This is a genomic window from Achromobacter sp. K91 (genome assembly GCF_003576205.1).
Taxonomy (GTDB): domain Bacteria; phylum Pseudomonadota; class Gammaproteobacteria; order Burkholderiales; family Burkholderiaceae_B; genus Achromobacter; species Achromobacter aegrifaciens.
Genome location: NZ_QWFB01000024.1, coordinates 24,712 through 40,372 on the forward strand (window position 1 = coordinate 24,712; position 15,661 = coordinate 40,372).

The window sequence follows — 15,661 nt, forward strand, 5'->3', positions numbered from 1 at the left end:
TGGGTCGCGGGTTTTCCCCAGGTATCGAAGAAAAATACCAAGTAGTATGTTCTCATCCAGCTTATTAAATACTCATTAGTATGTTGCTGGAGACAACGATGTCCGTGATCTGGAATCCCCCGCTCGACCCGCAGGCAAGCGCCTGGCGCGACAAGGCCGCCGACCTGACCGCGCGGGCGTTCGCGCCGGCGGCCGCCGCCATAGACCGGGAACAACGCTATCCCGTGGAGCACCTGGCGCCGTTGCGGGAAAGCGGGATCTCGGGACTCTTCATTCCGGCCGAGTACGGTGGCGCGGGCGCATCGCTGACCTCGCTGGTGGCTGTGGTGGAAACCGTGGCCCAGGGCTGCGCCTCCACGGCCGCCATCCTGGCGGCGCTGTCGCTGGGCGCGTTTCCGGTCATCCTGGGAGGTACCGCCGAACAGAAGATGGTGCTGCTGGGCGGCCTGGCGCGCGACGGCCACGCGGTCAACTTCGCCCTGAGCGAGCGCGGCGCCGGTTCGGATGCGGCGGCCCTGTTGACCACGGCCGTGCCCGAGGGCGACGGGTGGCGCATCCGGGGCGAAAAATGCTGGCTGGGCAACGGCGGGCATTCGCGCCATTTCATCGTGTTCGCCCGCACGGGCGAGCCGGGCGCGCGCAACAACATCAGCGCATTCGTGGTCGACCGCGACGCAAGCGGCGTGGTGGTGGACCACTACGAAGACAAGATGGGCATACGCGGCACCACCACCACGAACCTGAAACTGGACACCTGGGTCGGCGCTGAAAGCGTGGTCGGGACGCTGGGAGAAGGGCTGAAGCTCGCCTTGGCGACCTTGAGCATCGGCCGCGTGGTGGTGGCGGCCCAGGCCAACGGTATCGCCTTGTGCAGCTATGCCGAGGCGCGAGACTTCGCGGTGCAGCGCCAGACCTTCGGGCGCAGCATCATCGACCACCAGGGCGTGGGCTTCAAGCTGGCCGACGCCGCCACCGCGCTGTCGTCCTCGCGGATGATGACCTACGAAGCCGCGCGCGCCTACGACGCTGGGCAGGACATCGGCACGCTGGGCGCGATGGCCAAGCTGCTGGCCAGCGAAACCTCGCACAGCGTGGTGGACGACGCGATGCAGATTCTCGCCGGCCGCGGCTATGTGAAGCCCAGCGCGGTGGAACGCTGCTACCGGGACCAGCGCATCACCGAAATCTACGAAGGCACCTCCGAAATCCAGCGCGTGGTCCTGGCCCGCGCCATCAAGAAAAGCGCAGGCGCTGCGGCGCAGCGCGGGGAGTTCGCATGAAAGCCAAGACTGCCATTCCTTATGACGAGATGCCCCTGCGGCAAGTGGAGCTGCTGGACGCGGCCGCGCATGCCTTCACCGAAATGGGATTCGCGGCGACCACGATCGATTCGGTCGCCGACCTGATCGGCGTCACGAAAGGCAGCGTCTATTACTACTACCGCAGCAAGACCGACCTGTTCTTCGCCGTGCACCGGCGCGCCATGCAGTTGAACCTGGACACGGTGACGCCGCTGGCGGAGGACGAGGCCGCGTCGCCGCCTCAGCGGCTCTGGAACATGGCCCATGCCCACACGCATCTGATGATGGCGCACCTGCCGTACCAGCGCGTCACCGTGCAGGGCGTCGAACTGCACCTGGCCGGACGCACCACGGCGAACCAGCGTGCCGAGCTGGAAGAACTGGTGCGGCAGCGCGACCGCTACGAGTCGCTGTTCCGCAGCGTGGTCGAGGCGGGCATGGCGACCGGAGACTTCCGGCGCGGTCCGCCGGCCTTGCAGGTCAAGCCGCTATTGGGCGCCTTGAACTGGACCACCATGTGGTATCGCCCCAGGGCCGGCGAATCCGAAGCGGATCGCGAAGCCATCGCGCGCGACATCGCGGATTTCGCTGTCGCGTCCATGCAATCCCTGCTGCCCGGTTCCGTGGCGGTTCCCACTGGAGTGAATGGCCATGCATGACATGCAATCCGAGGAACGCGGCTGGCGCGCGGTTTCCGAGTGGTATCACGCATTCTTCACCGGCATCGTCCTGTCGGCCGTGACGCGCCGCGGCACGGCGCGCGCGGCCGAACTGGTCTACGAAGTCTTCTGCCGCCAGCGCAACGAGCGCTTCCTGCCGGGCCTGAAGAAGCTGGGCATCGCGCATCTGCCGCCCGCGGTGGCGGCGGCGCAGTACCACTACCTGTCCAACCATATCGGCGGCGTGGCGGTGCAGTACATGTACGAGTCCGACCGCAAGGCCTGGATACGCTATTCCGCGCCGCGCTGGATCTGGTCGGGCACCGCGCTGTGCGCGATACCGTCGGAGGTGTCGCGCGCCATGCTGGCGGGCTGGCATGCGCAGAACGGCGTGTCGCTCAACAATCCGCGGCTGGGTTTCGTATGCACCAAGCAGGCTGTCGACGGCCAGTCGGGGCTGGAGGGCTACTACTACGAGTACGACCGCGACCTGCAGCCGCATGAACGCCTGCGCTTCAGCCGCAATGAGGACGCGCCCGATTTCGACGCCGCTGCCGCACCGACGCTGCCCACCGTGGATTGGCCCGCGACGCGCCTGGCCAAGGCCAGCCGCAACTACGCCATGGAGTACGTGCGCAGCGCCTTGCCCGTAGCGGTGAACCTGTGGGGGCCGGAGGACGCGGCCGCGCTGCTGCACCTGACGGGAAGAATGATAGGCATGCAGTTCTATCACGAGACGGCGCGGGCGCTGGGCGTGGGGCAGGATAGTTCCGCGCTGCAGTTCGGGCGCTTCATGGTGGCGCTGGCGCAAGCACAGGGCGACACGTGCGAGTTGAGCGAAACGGCGGAAGGCGTGCGCGTGACGCAACACGGCTGGAACCTGATGGACGCTGTGGCCGATGCACACCCCTGCGTGGCGCAAGCCTGGAACGGCCTGCTGGAAGGCGCGCTGGATGCGCACAATCACCGGCTTGCGCTGCGCATGAACACGCAGGCGGGCGCGCAGGGCAGGGAATTCAGCTGGCTGATCGCCCGCGCTTCGGCCTGAGCCTGAAATCGAAGGAGACAGACTATGCATAGCAGCGATACCGGCGGCGCGCTCGCCGGCCTGCGCGTCATCGACGCGTCGCGCGTCCTGGCAGGGCCATTCTGCGGCCAGATGCTGGGCGACCATGGCGCCGACGTAATCAAGATCGAATCGCCGGAAGGCGATGAATGCCGCGGTTTCGGTCCCCCGTTCGTGGACGGCAGTTCGGCCTATTTCCGCGCCGTGAACCGCAACAAGCGCAGCATGGTGCTGGACCTGAACAGCGAAGCCGGCCGCGAGACGTTCTGGCAATTGCTGGAAACGGCCGACGTGCTGATCGAGAACTTCAAGGCCAGCACGCTGCGCGCTTGGGGCGTGGCCGAACCGTCCGCCATCACCGAGCGCTTTCCGTGACTGGTCCATTGCCGCATCACGGGCTTCGGCGACGATGGCCCGCTGGGCGAATTGCCCGGCTACGACGCCGCGGTGCAATCCATGGCCGGCCTGCTCAGCATCAACGGCGAGGCGGGTGGCGAACCCTTGAGGCTGGGCGTGCCGGTGGTGGACCTCACCACCGGCATGAACGCCGCGATCGCCGTGCTGCTGGCCCTGCAGGCCCGGCACCGCACGGGGCGCGGCCAGATGGCGGACGTGTGCCTCTACGATTCCGCGGTGTCGGTGGCGCATCCGTTCCTGGCCAATTACCTGGCGTCGGGCAATACGCCGCGCCCCAGCGGCAACGGGCATCCCAACATCGTGCCCTACAACGTCTACCAGACCCGGACCTGCCCCTTATTCATCGCGGTCGCCAACGATCGCCTCTTCACCAAGCTGTGTACGCAGCTGGGCATTGCCGACATGGCGCAGGACGAACGCTACAAGTCCAACGGGCAAAGAGTGGTCAACCGCGAAGCCGTGGATGCGGCGCTGGCCCAGGCGTTCGCGCAGGTCGATGGCGAGGCGTTCGGCAAGCAGTTGCTGGCGCAGAACGTACCGGCCGCGCCGATCCTGGACATGGCATCGGTGGCCGCAGCCGCCCATACCGAGCATCGCCAGATGGTGGTCCGGCGCGACGACTACCACGGCCCGGGCATACCGATAAAACTGTCCGGCACGCCGGCGGCCATACGCCGGGGCCCGCCGCGCTTGGGCGAAATGAACGCCGCAACACCGCCGTCAGAGCGGTAAGGCGAACCAGGCAGTACCCATAAAACCAGGAGACTAGACCATGAAAACGATTCGATTCGCGCTGTTGGCATGCGCGCTGCTGAACCTGTCCGCGCAAGGCGCGGCGCAGGCCGAGACCTATCCGGGCGACAAGCCCATCAAGATCGTCGCGGCTTTTTCGCCAGGAAGCGCTACCGACACCAGCGCCCGCATCATCGCGGAAGAACTGCGTAAGGACCTGAACGCCAACGTGATCGTCGAGAACAAGCCCGGCGCCCAAGGCCTGATAGGCACCGAGTATGCGGTGCGTTCGCCGGGCGACGGCTACACGCTGACGATCTCCAGCAGTTCGCTGAACTCCATCAATCCGGGGCTGTTCAAGAAGCTTCCCTACGATGCGCAGAAGGACTTCAGCCACGTGTCGCGCCTGACCACCATGCCCATGCTGCTGCTGGTGCGCGCGGACGGTCCGTACAAGGACTTGGCCACGTTCGTGAAGAAGGCGGCCTCGGGTTCCTTGAACTACGGCTACGGCTCGCCGGGCGGGCAGGTCGGCGCGGCGGCGTTCAACCGCATTGCCGGCGTGCGCGCGGAAGGCGTGCCGTACAAGAGCCAGCCTCCGGCGCTGACGGACCTGGCAGGCGGGCAGGTCGATTACGTGATGGCGGACCTGTCGGTCGCCACGCCGCTGCTGCGCGGCGGCAAGCTGCGGGCGCTTGCCATCAGCACCGAGCGCCGCTTGCCGGACCTGCCGGATGTGCCAACCTTTGCCGAAACGGAATATAAGGACTTCGACCTGGTGGTATGGGTAGGCCTGGCCGGTCCCGCCGGCATCCCCCTGCCTATCCTGGAGCGCTTGAACAAGGCGGTGAACGACGCGCTGGCGCGTCCCGAGGTGCAGCAGAAGTTCGCCGCCCTGGGCATGACGGCCGCGCCGAACACGCAGGCGCAACAGCAGGCTTTCGTGGAGGCGCAACTGGGCACCTGGGGCCGCCGCATGCAGGAAGCGAACATCAAGCCGGAGTAGGCGGCTTTGCGCCCCGGCTGCGCCGGGGCTGCGGTTATGCGTAGGCGGCGCTGTCCTGGCCGTCCCAGTGCCCGCTGACTAATTGCTCGGGCCGGCTCTGCGCCACCACCCGCGCGCAGGCGGCCCAGGCGTCCAGGCGGACGCTCAGGCCGGCGTAGATGCCGTGGCCCGCGCCGGCCTCGATCACGCCTTCGGCCTGCACGCCTTCGCCTGCCCGGATCGCGCCTTCGGCGCGGATGTCCTCGCCGGCGATCAGGCCCCAGCCGGAAGCGAGGTGCTCGCCGCACTGGATGGAGCCCCCGGCCTGGATGCCGCAGGCGGCGTCGATTTCCTTTTCGGCGCGCACGTCGCCGCCGGCCTTGATGCCCTGGCCGCATTTGATGGCGCCTTGCGTCTGGATGTCCTGCCCGGCATGCAGGTGGCCGGTCACGGCCAGGTCCTGGCCGGCGCAGATGTCCCACTTGGCGCGCACATTGCCGCCGCAGTCCAGGCGCGTGGCGGTTTCGATGCCCCAATCGGCGCTGATGTCACCGCCTGCGCGCAGGTTGCCGCCGCTGGCGATGTTGGCGTTGGCGGTGATGTTCTCGCCCGCCTGGATGGTTTCGCCGGCGCGGATGCCGCCGCCCGTGACGATGCTGCGCCCGGCGCGCACCACGCTGTCCACATTGATGCCCATGCGCACTTCCAGCGTGCCGGCGAACACGATGGCATTGGCGTCGACCGAATCCAGCCGCAGCACCGCGTCGGTGGGGCCGAACTGGTCCAGCAGCCAGCAGGCGTCGCTGACGCGGCCGTCAGCGACCAAGGCGTCAAGCACGGCCTGGTAGTCTCCCTGGCCGTTGTGGTCGCGGATGAACCATTTGTAGCCGCCCGCGCAGGGGTTCTTGGCTTTGACGAAGTTCTTGGTGAGTTGCATGGCGCTTGAATAGGTCGGTGCGTGGCCTGGCCGCAAGCCTGCGTTGGCGTTGCGGATCGAGGGACGAGACGCGGATCCCGGCCACGCGGCAGGGCGTCCGCCGGCCGGCAGCAAGGCTGCCGGATGCGCGAATGTGCGCAGGCAGCCGGCGGCGGGCCGGTGCAGGAATCAGAAAGGGGAAAAGCGGGCGATTAGCCGGGCTTGGAGCGCGCGTAGGCGGAGCGCGCGGCGACTTCCTGCGAGCTCAACAGGGTCGAGCGCAGGGCGCAAAGCGCGCAGGCGGCGCAGGGAGGGGGAGAAAGATGGGATCGCACGGTCGCACATGCTACCACCGGGGCGATTGCAGTCAAGCGCAGCCCTTGGAACGTTGGGGGCGCAAGGCGGGCGCGAAAAAAAACCGGCCTGGGAAACAGGCCGGCCTTGGGGCGGCGCCGGACCGGGCCGGCGCGCTGTCCGCTGACGATCAGTTGGTCGACTGGATGTTGCGTTCCTTGGCGATGCGTTGGCGCAGTTCCAGCTCGCGCTTGATCTGGGCGGCGTATTCGGCGGGCGTGTTGCCGTCCACCAGCGAGCCGCCGTCGGCCAGGCGCTGCACGATCTTCGGATCCTTGAGCGCCTTGACGGTGGCGTCATGGATGCGGTCGATCACCGCCTGCGGCGTGCCGGCGGGCGCTACCAGGCCGTACCAGGCCATGTTGTCCATTTCCGGCAGGCCGCCTTCGGAGAAGGTCGGCACGTCCGGCAGCGCGGGCAGGCGCTTGGGCGCGGCCACGGCCAGGGCGCGCAGCTTGCCGGCCTGGATGTGGGGCATGGACGAGGGCAGGTTGTCGAACTGGGCGTTGACCTGGCCGGCGATCACGTCATTGAGGGCCGGACCCGAACCGCGGTAGGGCACGTGCACCATGTCGGTCTTGGTCAGCGACTTGAAGAGCTCGCCGTCCAGGTGGCCGATGCCGCCCGCGCCCGAGGACGCGTAGGCGTACTTGCCGGGGTTGGCCTTCAGCAGCGCAATGAACTCGGCCAGGGTCTTGGCCGGCACGGCCGGGTTCACCGTCAGCACGTTGGGAACGTTCACCATATTGGTGATGGGGACGAAGTCCTTCAACGGGTTGTACGGGTTCTTGGGGTTGGTGGCCGGGTTGGTGGCCATGGTGCTGACGGTGGCCACGCCCAGGGTGTAGCCGTCGGGCGTGGACCGCGCCACGGCATCGGCGCCGATCGAGCCGCCGCCGCCGCCTCGGTTCTCGACCACCACGGCCTGGCCGAGCTCACGGGTCAGGCCTTCGGCGACGATGCGCGCGACGATGTCGGTGGTGCCGCCCGCGGCGAACGGGACGATCAGGCGGATGGGTTTGTTGGGGTAGGGGTCGGCTGCCTGCGCGGCGGTGGTGAGGCAGAGGCCGGCGATGGCGGCGGCCAGGACGGCCTTGGCTTGGGACAGCATGGTCAAGAGTCTTCTCCAGATTATTTGAATTTCCGACCCGGCCGGCTTCTTGGGCCGGCGTCGGTGAAGCCTGCCGCGCCCGGATGCTGGCGCGGTGGATGCTTCGTGGGCGCCATTCCACACAGTAAATATCCGTCGGTCAACCCGGATAGACCCTGGCTTGTCCAGGGTTATTTTTTTACGGCGCCGTTGCCCGGAGAAGACGGCAATAGACGAAAAAATCCAATGCTGACAAAGACATGAACAGCTTCCGGAATATTTCAATTGCGCAAGGATTGCGCATCTATCTTGCTGTCATCCGCATCGTAAACACATAAATCTCTGCATAACTTACAAGAATCTGATATTTTTCGTATGAGATTCTTGGCCGGTCTTGCAAGAAAGCTATTGCGTTTGTTTCTGTCTGCGCCGTTCAATGGCGTTGGTTGATGCCCCCCGCGGGGCAACGTGTAGTGCAGCGACGCACCGGGCCAGGGTTCCGTCCGTTTTTCAATCCCCGGTCTGTTCGTCTTTCGCTGCCTTGCGCTGGCGGGAGGGGGCCCGGACACTCTCGGAACGCCATGTCGCTGATCCTGATCCTCGCTCTGCCGTTTGCCGGCAGCCTGTGCGCCGCGCTTCTGCCATCCAACGCCCGCAATGCCGAGGCCTGGCTGGCGGGCCTCATCGCACTGGTCTGTGTGGTGCTGGTCATCAGCCTCTATCCCGAGGTCGCCAACGGCGGCGTGGTCCGCTTCGACATGCCCTGGGCGCCCGCCCTGGGCCTGCAGTTCACCCTGCGCATGGACGGCTACGCCTGGCTGTTCGCGCTGATCGTCTCCGGCATGGGGGCGCTGGTGGTGCTGTATGCGCGCTACTACATGTCGCCGGAAGATCCGGTGCCGCGCTTTTTCTCCTTCTTCCAGGCTTTCATGGCCGCCATGCTGGGCGTGGTGCTGTCGGGCAACCTGATCCAGCTGGTCATGTTCTGGGAAATGACCAGCCTGGCGTCCTTCATGCTGATCGCATACTGGCATCACCGCCTGGACGCCCGCCGGGGTGCGCGCATGGCGCTGACGGTCACGGGCGGCGGCGGGCTGTGCCTCTTGGCCGGCGTCCTCATCCTGGGCCATATCGTCGGCAGCTATGACCTGGACCGCGTGCTGGCCGCGGGCGATCTGGTGCGGGCCGACCCCTGGTATCCAGCCGTCCTGATCCTGGTGGCGCTGGGCGCGCTGACCAAGAGCGCGCAGTTCCCGTTCCATTTCTGGCTGCCCAACGCCATGGCGGCGCCCACGCCGGTATCCGCCTACCTGCATTCGGCCACCATGGTGAAGGCCGGGGTGTTCCTGCTGGCGCGCTTCTGGCCGGTGCTGTCGGGCACCGACGAATGGTTCTGGATCATCGGCGGGGCGGGGCTGATCACGCTGGTGCTGGGCGCGTACGCCGCCATCTTCCAGCAGGACATGAAAGGGGTGCTGGCGTACTCCACCATCAGCCACCTGGGGCTGATCACGCTGCTGCTGGGCCTGAACAGCACGCTGGCGCTGGTGGCCGCCATCTTCCACATGATCAACCACGCCACTTTCAAGGCCTCGCTGTTCATGGCGGCGGGCATCGTGGACCACGAGACCGGCACGCGCGACCTGAGCCGTTTGTCCGGCCTGTACAAGGCCATGCCGATCACCGCCACGCTGGCCATGGTGGCGGCTGCGTCGATGGCGGGGGTGCCGCTGCTCAACGGCTTCCTGTCCAAGGAAATGTTCTTCGCCGAGACCACCTTCGTCAGCGGCGACCGCATCACCGAGATCGGCCTGCCCCTGGTGGCCACCATTGCGGGCGCGTTCAGCGTGGCCTATTCGCTGCGCTTCATCCTGCAGGTGTTCTTCGGCCCCCCGGCCACCGACCTGCCGCGCGCCCCGCACGAGCCGCCGCGCTGGATGCTGTTCCCCAGCGCGCTGCTGGTGGCGATCTGCCTGCTGGTGGGCGTGGTGCCGGGCCTGACGGTCGGCCCGTTCCTGGCGACCGCGGCCCAGAGCATCCTGGGTCAGGACATGCCGGAGTACAGCCTGGCCGTCTGGCACGGCTTGAACCTGCCTTTGGTCATGAGCCTGGTTGCGACCACGGCCGGCATTCTGCTTTATCTCGCCCTGCGCGCCCATCAGCGCGCCAATCCGGGCCGGGTGCCGTTCATCTACCGCCTGGACGGCCGCCGCAGCTTCGAGGCGCTGCTGGACGGCTCCAGCGTGGCCGCGGCCTGGCTGCTGCGCTGGCTGGCGTCCTCGCGCCTGCAGGTGCAGATGCTGCTGATCGTGCTGGGTACGCTGTTCGTGGCCTGGCTGCCGCTGCGCGCGGGCGGCTGGCTGGATGGCTCGGGCCGCATGACGCCGATCGATCCGGCCTTCGCGCTGCTGTGGCTGGTGGGCGCGGGCTGCGCGCTGGCCGCCGCCTTCCAGGCCAAGTACCACCGCCTGGCGTCGCTGGCGCTGGCGGGCGGCGCCGGCCTGATCACCTGCCTGACCTTCGTCTGGTTCTCGGCGCCCGACCTGGCGCTGACCCAGCTGTCGGTCGAGGTCGTGACCCTGGTGCTGTTGCTGCTGGGCCTGCGCTGGCTGCCGCGGCGCATTGCACAGGATGAAGACGAAAGCCTGAAGGCCACGCTGCGGGCTCGCGGGCGGCGTCTGCGCGACCTGTTGCTGGCAGGCGCCGCGGGCACCGGCATGGCCGCACTGGCCTATGCGGTGCTGGTGCGGCCGCAAGGCGACACCATCTCCTCGTATTTCGTCGACCGTGCGCTGCCCGATGGCGGCGGCACCAATGTGGTGAACGTGATCCTCGTGGACTTCCGCGGTTTCGATACCTTCGGCGAAATCACGGTGCTGGGCATCGTGGCGCTGACCGTCTACGCGCTGCTGCGCCGCTTCCGTCCGGCCGCCGAAAGCGCGGACCTGCCGCGCCAGCAGATCGACCAGGACGGCGGCGTGCCGGCCGCGCCGGACATCAAGTCTCTGGTGCCCACGGGTTCGATGATGGTGCCGACCGTGCTGGTGCGCCTCTTGCTGCCCACCGCCGCGCTGATTTCCGTGTACTTCCTGCTGCGCGGCCACAACGAGCCGGGCGGCGGTTTCGTGGGCGGATTGATCTTCGCCACCGCCGTCATCCTGCAATACATGGTCGGTGGCGTGTACTGGGTGGAGTCGCGCAGCCGCCTCAACCCGCAGAACTGGATCGGCATCGGCCTGTTGTTCGCCGGCACCGCGGCGGTGAGCGCGTGGCTCGCCTACAAGCCTTTCCTGGCGGCGCTGGCCTGGGATGTCGCGCTGCCGCTGATCGGCCACGTGCATCTGTCCAGCGTGCTGCTGTTCGACCTGGGCGTCTACATGCTGGTCGTGGGATCCACCGTGCTGGTGCTGGTGGCGCTGGCCCACCAATCGCTGCGCGCGCAACGCAAGGCTGCCGTCGAAATCCAGGCGGCGGCCGCACAAACAGGGGAAGCCTGATGGAATTGATATACGCCATCGCTATTGGTGTCTTGGCGGGCTCGGGCGTCTGGCTGCTGCTGCGGCCGCGGACCTTCCAGTTCATCATGGGCCTGTCGCTGGTTTCCTACGCGGTGAACCTGTTCATCTTCGGCATGGGCCGGCTGACCTCGGGCCGTCCGCCCGTGGTCGATCCGGCAATGGCCCATGATCCTTCCTGGTATGCGGATCCGCTGCCGCAGGCGCTGGTGCTCACGGCCATCGTGATCGGCTTTGCCACCACCGCGCTGTTCCTGGTTGTGCTGCTGGCCTCGCGTGGCCTCACGGGTACCGACCACGTTGATGGACGGGAGTCCCAATCTTGAATTTTTGGCTGCAACACCTGCCCGTATTGCCCATCGTCACGCCGCTGGCGGCTGGCGCGGCGATGCTCCTGCTGGCGGACACCCGCCGCTACACCCGTGGCGCCATTGCGCTGGTTTCGACGCTGGGCCAACTGGCCGCCGCCATCGCGCTGCTGGTGGTGGCGGGCGGCGGCGTGCCTGGCGTCTGGCCGGACGGGGTGGGGGTCTATCTGGTGGGCGACTGGCCCGCGCCCTTCGGCATCGTGCTGGTGGTCGACCGCCTGGCTGCGGTGATGCTGGCCCTGACCGCGGTGCTGGGGCTGGCGACGCTGGTCTATGCGCTGGCGCGCTGGGACCGCGCCGGAGTGCATTTCCATTCGCTGTTCCAGTTCCTGCTGATGGGCCTGAACGGCGCCTTCCTCACGGGCGACCTGTTCAATCTCTTCGTGTTCTTCGAGGTGCTGCTGGCGGCGTCCTATGGCCTGTTGCTGCACGGCTCGGGCGTGGCGCGCGTGAGCGCCGGCCTGCAGTACATTGCGGTCAACCTGGTGGCCTCGTTCCTGCTGCTGATCAGCATCGCGCTGATCTACGGCGTCACCGGCACGCTGAACATGGCGGACCTGGCGGTGCGCGCCGGCAACCTGGCGGGCGCGGACCGCATGCTGTTCGAGGCGGGCGCGGCCATCCTGGGCGTGGCCTTCCTGGTCAAGGCGGGCGCCTGGCCGCTGAACTTCTGGCTGGTCAAGGGCTACGGCTCGGCTGGCGCCCCGGTCGCGGCCATGTTTTCCATCATGACCAAGGTCGGCATCTACGCGCTGCTGCGCATCGGTTCCTTGCTGCTGCCCACCGGCGCGCCGGCGGCCTTCAGCCTGGACTGGATGTTCGCGGCGGGGTTGGCCACGCTGCTGTTCGGCGGCCTGGGCCTCCTGGCGACCCAGCAACTGGAAAAGATGGTGGGTTACTGCGTGATCGTGTCGGCCGGCACGCTGTTGACCGCACTGGGCATGCCCGGCGTGACGCTGACGGGGCCGGCGCTGTTCTACCTGCTCAGCTCCGTGCTGACCACGGGCGCGTTCTTCCTGCTGGCTGAGTTGATCGAGCGCACCCGCAGCTTCGGCGCCAACGTGCTGGCGGTCACCCTGGACGCATTCGACCTGGACGACCCGGCCTCGGTCAACCGTTCCGACGACGTGGTGGGCGTGGCCATTCCCGCCGCCATGGCCTTCCTGGGCCTGGCCTTCATTTCCTGCGCCTTGCTGGTAACCGGCCTGCCGCCGCTGTCGGGCTTCGTCGCCAAGCTGTCGCTGCTGTCGGCGGCGGTGTCGGCCGCCAACGAATCGGTCGTGCCCATGGACGCCTGGATACTGGTGGCCGCGGTGTTGCTGTCGGGGCTGGCGGGCCTTATCGGCCTGGGCCGCACCGGCATCCGCGTGTTCTGGGCCAGCGATGACCGCAGCACGCCGCGCCTGCGCTTGATCGAAGCCGGGCCGGTGGCCGTGCTGTTGCTGCTGTGCGTGGGCCTGGCGGCCGGCGCCGGCCCCGTGTCGGCCTATCTGGACGACGCGGCACGGTCGCTGGACCAGCCCAAGTCCTATATCGACGCCGTCATGTCCGCGCAGACCGTGCGCGGCCTCAAGGGAGGAAGCTGATGCGCCGCCTCTACTTCCTGTTCCTGCCCGTCTACCTGTTCGTCCTGTGGCTGGTGCTCAACCAGAGCGCGTCCGCGGGCCAGATCGCGCTGGGCATCGCGCTGGCGCTCTGGTTCACCTGGGCGGCGTCGCGCCTGCGGCCGCTGAGGGCCAAGCCGCGCCGCCTGTGGAAGGCGGTGCCGCTGTTCCTGCACGTGACCGCGGACATCATCAAATCCAATATCGCCGTGGCGCGGCTGATCCTGAATCCGCGCCGCAATGACTTTTCGCCCGGGTTCATCATGATCCCGCTGACCATGCGCGACCCGCACGGCCTGGCGATGCTGGCTTGCATCGTCACATACACGCCGGGCACCGTCTGGGTGGACCTGACCGACGACCACAGCCTGAAGCTGCACGTGCTGGACCTGCAGAACGAAGGCGACTGGATCAAGCTGGTGCAGGAACGCTACGAGCGCCCGCTGATGGAGATTTTCGAATGAACAACATACTTTATTGGGCGGCGTCCTTCGCCTTGCTCTGCTTCGCGCTGGGCATGGTCTTCGCCGCCATCCGGCTGCTGCGCGGTCCCACCGCGCAGGACCGCGTGCTGGCCCTGGACACGCTCTACATCAACGGCATGCTGACCATGCTGGTGTTCGGCATCCGCTCCGGCACTTCCGTGTATTTCGACATTGCGCTGCTGATCGCCTTGTTCGGCTTTGTCGGTTCCACCGCCATGGCGCGCTTCCTGCTGCGCGGCGAGGTGATCGAGCCATGATCGACGCCCAGATCCCGCTGTGGGCCGCCATACCCGCGAGCATCCTGCTGGTGCTCGGCGGCCTGCTTGCGCTGACCGGTTCGGCCGGCCTGCTGCGCTTCCGTACCTTTTATGCCCGCATCCATGCGCCCACCTTGGGCAACACCATGGGTTGCGGCTGCGTGCTCGCGGCGTCCATCCTGGTGTTTTCGGCACTGTCCTCGCGGCCTGTGTTTCATGAAGTCATCATCACGCTGCTGCTGATCGTGTCTTCGCCCGTGACCGCCATGCTGCTCATGCGTGCGGCAACCTACCGTAATCGCCTGAGCAAGACCGACGCCGAGCGCGATGCAAGTTAAGGGGAAAGGCAGGGTTTGTTGCGTCGCGTCAATTGAAACGTAGTCTTACGATTTCACGTCGCTGGACATGTAGCCGAAGCGTCATCGTGGGATAGTGGGTAACGGTTCAATCAACTTCAAGGAGCTGACCATGACTACACGACCCATGCATACCAAACGCCTCGCGGCGACGCTTTGTGCCGCTGGCCTGATGTTGGCCGCGGGAGCGGTCCACGCGGCTGATGCGACCGGCCGCGGCTCAGCTCAGTCCCAGTACCAGCAGGACGTGGCGGCATGCAAGAGCGGCGCCACCGGCCAGGACCAGGCCGCCTGCATGCGCGAAGCCGGCGCGGCGCGCCAGGAAAGCGGCCGCAACAACCTCAAGGACGGCAATAACGACCAACTGCAGCAGAACATGCTGGACCGCTGCAATCGCCTGCCGGCCGCCTCGCGCCAGGACTGCGTCACGCAGATGACCTCGCCGACCAATGTGCGTGGCAGCGTGCAGGGCGGGGGCGTGCTGCGTGAAACCGTGATCCAGGTGCCGGCCGATACCGTGCCGCCCGCGACTAGCGCGCCGGGCATGGCGCCCGCGCCGGCGGCGGCGCCCATGACCGCGCCGGTGCGCCAGTAAGCGACAGTCGGGGCCGGGGCGGCAGGGCCGCCCGCCTTGGGCCTCCAGGGGCGCAGCCGCCGCCACATTCAGGCAAAATGGCGGCTGTCGCCCCTTTTTCACGCATATACATGTCCGACGTCATCGCCCTGATATTCGACTTCGACGACACGCTGGCCTCGGACAGCACGTCCGGCTTCCTGGAAAGCATGGGCGTGGACACGGCATCCTTCTGGAAGGATGAGGTCGATCCCTTGCTCTCGCAGCAGGATTGGGACCCCGTGCCCGCCTATCTGTACCAGATGATCCAGCTGTCGCAATCGGGCAAGCACGGCCTCATCACGCAGCAGCGCCTGAAGGACTGGGGCGCCCGGCTGGAATTGCACGACGGCGTGCCCACGCTGTTCCAGCGGCTGCGCGCCGCCGTGCGGGCCGAACAGCCGCAGGTGCAGCTGGAGTTCTACCTGATTTCCAGCGGCATCGGCGACGTGGTCAGGTCTACGCCCATCGCGCACGAGTTCACCGAGATCTGGGCGTCCGAATTCATCTACGGCGCGGACGGCGGCATCGCGTTTCCGCGACGCATCGTCAGCTTTACCGACAAGACCCGCTACCTGTTCCATATCCAGAAGGGCATCATCGGCCGCGACTTCCGCAACAAGCCTTTCGAGGTCAACCGCAAGGTGCCCGAGGACCGCTTGCGCGTGCCGTTCGACCAGATGGTGTTCGTCGGCGACGGCTACACCGACATCCCGTGCTTTTCGCTGATCCGCCGCGCCGGCGGCTTCGCCTTCGGTGTCTGGGACCCCAAGCATCGCGACAAGCGCAGCCGGGCTTGGGGCTTCATCGAAGAGGGCCGGGTATCGAACCTGAACCAGGCCCGCTACGACGAGCACGCCGAGCTCTACCAATGGCTGGAAGAGGCCGTGACCAGCCTGGCCGGCCGCATCGCGCTGAAGTCCCGGGTGTACCGTGGTTGAAG

The 15,661-nt window shown here is 67.1% G+C and carries 14 protein-coding genes and 1 pseudogene; 13 read left to right on the forward strand and 2 right to left on the reverse strand.

Annotation, left to right across the window (positions count from 1 at the left end; all coding sequences use genetic code 11):
• Positions 1-98: 98 nt before the first annotated feature.
• The 5 genes and pseudogenes from DXK93_RS06320 to DXK93_RS06340 all read left to right on the forward strand — a co-directional run bounded on the left by DXK93_RS06320 (position 99) and on the right by DXK93_RS06340 (position 5,181).
• Complete coding sequence (locus tag DXK93_RS06320; RefSeq protein WP_119449647.1) at positions 99-1,280, forward strand: acyl-CoA dehydrogenase family protein; 1,182 nt, start codon at positions 99-101, stop codon at positions 1,278-1,280.
• Positions 1,277-1,960, forward strand: coding sequence for a TetR/AcrR family transcriptional regulator (locus DXK93_RS06325; RefSeq protein ID WP_119449648.1), 684 nt, complete (start codon positions 1,277-1,279; stop codon positions 1,958-1,960). The genes DXK93_RS06320 and DXK93_RS06325 overlap by 4 nt, the downstream gene beginning before the upstream one ends.
• Positions 1,953-3,008 (forward strand): hypothetical protein, encoded by a 1,056-nt coding sequence (locus DXK93_RS06330; protein WP_370126351.1) that lies wholly within the window; start codon positions 1,953-1,955, stop codon positions 3,006-3,008. Before DXK93_RS06325 ends, DXK93_RS06330 begins: the two co-directional genes overlap by 8 nt.
• A 24-nt stretch (positions 3,009-3,032) precedes the next feature.
• Positions 3,033-4,175: pseudogene (locus tag DXK93_RS06335) on the forward strand (CaiB/BaiF CoA transferase family protein).
• A 40-nt stretch (positions 4,176-4,215) separates the two neighbouring features.
• Positions 4,216-5,181: a tripartite tricarboxylate transporter substrate binding protein gene (locus DXK93_RS06340; protein ID WP_119449650.1), complete on the forward strand. Its 966-nt coding sequence runs from the start codon at positions 4,216-4,218 to the stop codon at positions 5,179-5,181.
• A 34-nt stretch (positions 5,182-5,215) separates the two neighbouring features.
• Here DXK93_RS06340 and DXK93_RS06345 read toward each other — a convergent pair whose 3' ends face one another.
• Positions 5,216-6,097, reverse strand: coding sequence for a hypothetical protein (locus DXK93_RS06345; protein WP_119449651.1), 882 nt, complete (start codon positions 6,095-6,097; stop codon positions 5,216-5,218).
• A gap of 463 nt (positions 6,098-6,560) precedes the next feature.
• A complete protein-coding gene (locus tag DXK93_RS06350; RefSeq protein ID WP_059380100.1) occupies positions 6,561-7,541 on the reverse strand; it encodes a tripartite tricarboxylate transporter substrate binding protein in 981 nt (326 codons plus the stop codon).
• Between the two features lie 560 nt (positions 7,542-8,101).
• Between DXK93_RS06350 and DXK93_RS06355 the strand changes: the two genes are divergently transcribed.
• The 8 genes from DXK93_RS06355 (at position 8,102) to DXK93_RS06390 (ending at position 15,659) form a co-directional block, all read left to right on the forward strand.
• Complete coding sequence (locus DXK93_RS06355; protein WP_054453925.1) at positions 8,102-11,017, forward strand: monovalent cation/H+ antiporter subunit A; 2,916 nt, start codon at positions 8,102-8,104, stop codon at positions 11,015-11,017.
• Positions 11,017-11,361: a Na+/H+ antiporter subunit C gene (locus DXK93_RS06360; RefSeq protein ID WP_054453926.1), complete on the forward strand. Its 345-nt coding sequence runs from the start codon at positions 11,017-11,019 to the stop codon at positions 11,359-11,361. Before DXK93_RS06355 ends, DXK93_RS06360 begins: the two co-directional genes overlap by 1 nt.
• Complete coding sequence (locus DXK93_RS06365) at positions 11,358-12,989, forward strand: monovalent cation/H+ antiporter subunit D (RefSeq protein ID WP_054453928.1); 1,632 nt, start codon at positions 11,358-11,360, stop codon at positions 12,987-12,989. The genes DXK93_RS06360 and DXK93_RS06365 overlap by 4 nt, the downstream gene beginning before the upstream one ends.
• Entirely contained in the window at positions 12,989-13,471 is a 483-nt protein-coding gene (locus tag DXK93_RS06370) for a Na+/H+ antiporter subunit E (protein WP_054453929.1), read from the forward strand. The genes DXK93_RS06365 and DXK93_RS06370 overlap by 1 nt, the downstream gene beginning before the upstream one ends.
• Entirely contained in the window at positions 13,468-13,749 is a 282-nt protein-coding gene (locus DXK93_RS06375; protein ID WP_013394078.1) for a K+/H+ antiporter subunit F, read from the forward strand. Before DXK93_RS06370 ends, DXK93_RS06375 begins: the two co-directional genes overlap by 4 nt.
• Complete coding sequence (gene mnhG, locus DXK93_RS06380) at positions 13,746-14,087, forward strand: monovalent cation/H(+) antiporter subunit G (protein ID WP_054453932.1); 342 nt, start codon at positions 13,746-13,748, stop codon at positions 14,085-14,087. Before DXK93_RS06375 ends, mnhG begins: the two co-directional genes overlap by 4 nt.
• A 130-nt stretch (positions 14,088-14,217) precedes the next feature.
• Positions 14,218-14,700, forward strand: a complete 483-nt coding sequence (locus tag DXK93_RS06385) for a hypothetical protein (RefSeq protein ID WP_119449652.1) — start codon at positions 14,218-14,220, stop codon at positions 14,698-14,700.
• A 110-nt stretch (positions 14,701-14,810) separates the two neighbouring features.
• On the forward strand, positions 14,811-15,659 hold the full coding sequence (locus DXK93_RS06390) for an HAD family hydrolase (RefSeq protein WP_059380070.1): 849 nt from the start codon (positions 14,811-14,813) through the stop codon (positions 15,657-15,659).
• Positions 15,660-15,661: the final 2 nt, after the last annotated feature.

Excerpts from the sequence above, each read along its gene's own strand:
- mnhG (WP_054453932.1), top strand. The coding sequence starts at position 13,746 with ATGATCGACGCCCAGATCCCGCTGTGGGCCGCCATACCCGCGAGCATC.
- DXK93_RS06350 (WP_059380100.1), bottom strand. The coding sequence starts at position 7,541 with ATGCTGTCCCAAGCCAAGGCCGTCCTGGCCGCCGCCATCGCCGGCCTC.
- DXK93_RS06345 (WP_119449651.1), bottom strand. The coding sequence starts at position 6,097 with ATGCAACTCACCAAGAACTTCGTCAAAGCCAAGAACCCCTGCGCGGGC.
- DXK93_RS06370 (WP_054453929.1), top strand. The coding sequence starts at position 12,989 with ATGCGCCGCCTCTACTTCCTGTTCCTGCCCGTCTACCTGTTCGTCCTG.
- DXK93_RS06390 (WP_059380070.1), top strand. The coding sequence starts at position 14,811 with ATGTCCGACGTCATCGCCCTGATATTCGACTTCGACGACACGCTGGCC.
- DXK93_RS06325 (WP_119449648.1), top strand. The coding sequence starts at position 1,277 with ATGAAAGCCAAGACTGCCATTCCTTATGACGAGATGCCCCTGCGGCAA.
- DXK93_RS06330 (WP_370126351.1), top strand. The coding sequence starts at position 1,953 with ATGCATGACATGCAATCCGAGGAACGCGGCTGGCGCGCGGTTTCCGAG.
- DXK93_RS06320 (WP_119449647.1), top strand. The coding sequence starts at position 99 with ATGTCCGTGATCTGGAATCCCCCGCTCGACCCGCAGGCAAGCGCCTGG.
- DXK93_RS06355 (WP_054453925.1), top strand. The coding sequence starts at position 8,102 with ATGTCGCTGATCCTGATCCTCGCTCTGCCGTTTGCCGGCAGCCTGTGC.
- DXK93_RS06385 (WP_119449652.1), top strand. The coding sequence starts at position 14,218 with ATGACTACACGACCCATGCATACCAAACGCCTCGCGGCGACGCTTTGT.
- DXK93_RS06340 (WP_119449650.1), top strand. The coding sequence starts at position 4,216 with ATGAAAACGATTCGATTCGCGCTGTTGGCATGCGCGCTGCTGAACCTG.
- DXK93_RS06375 (WP_013394078.1), top strand. The coding sequence starts at position 13,468 with ATGAACAACATACTTTATTGGGCGGCGTCCTTCGCCTTGCTCTGCTTC.
- DXK93_RS06360 (WP_054453926.1), top strand. The coding sequence starts at position 11,017 with ATGGAATTGATATACGCCATCGCTATTGGTGTCTTGGCGGGCTCGGGC.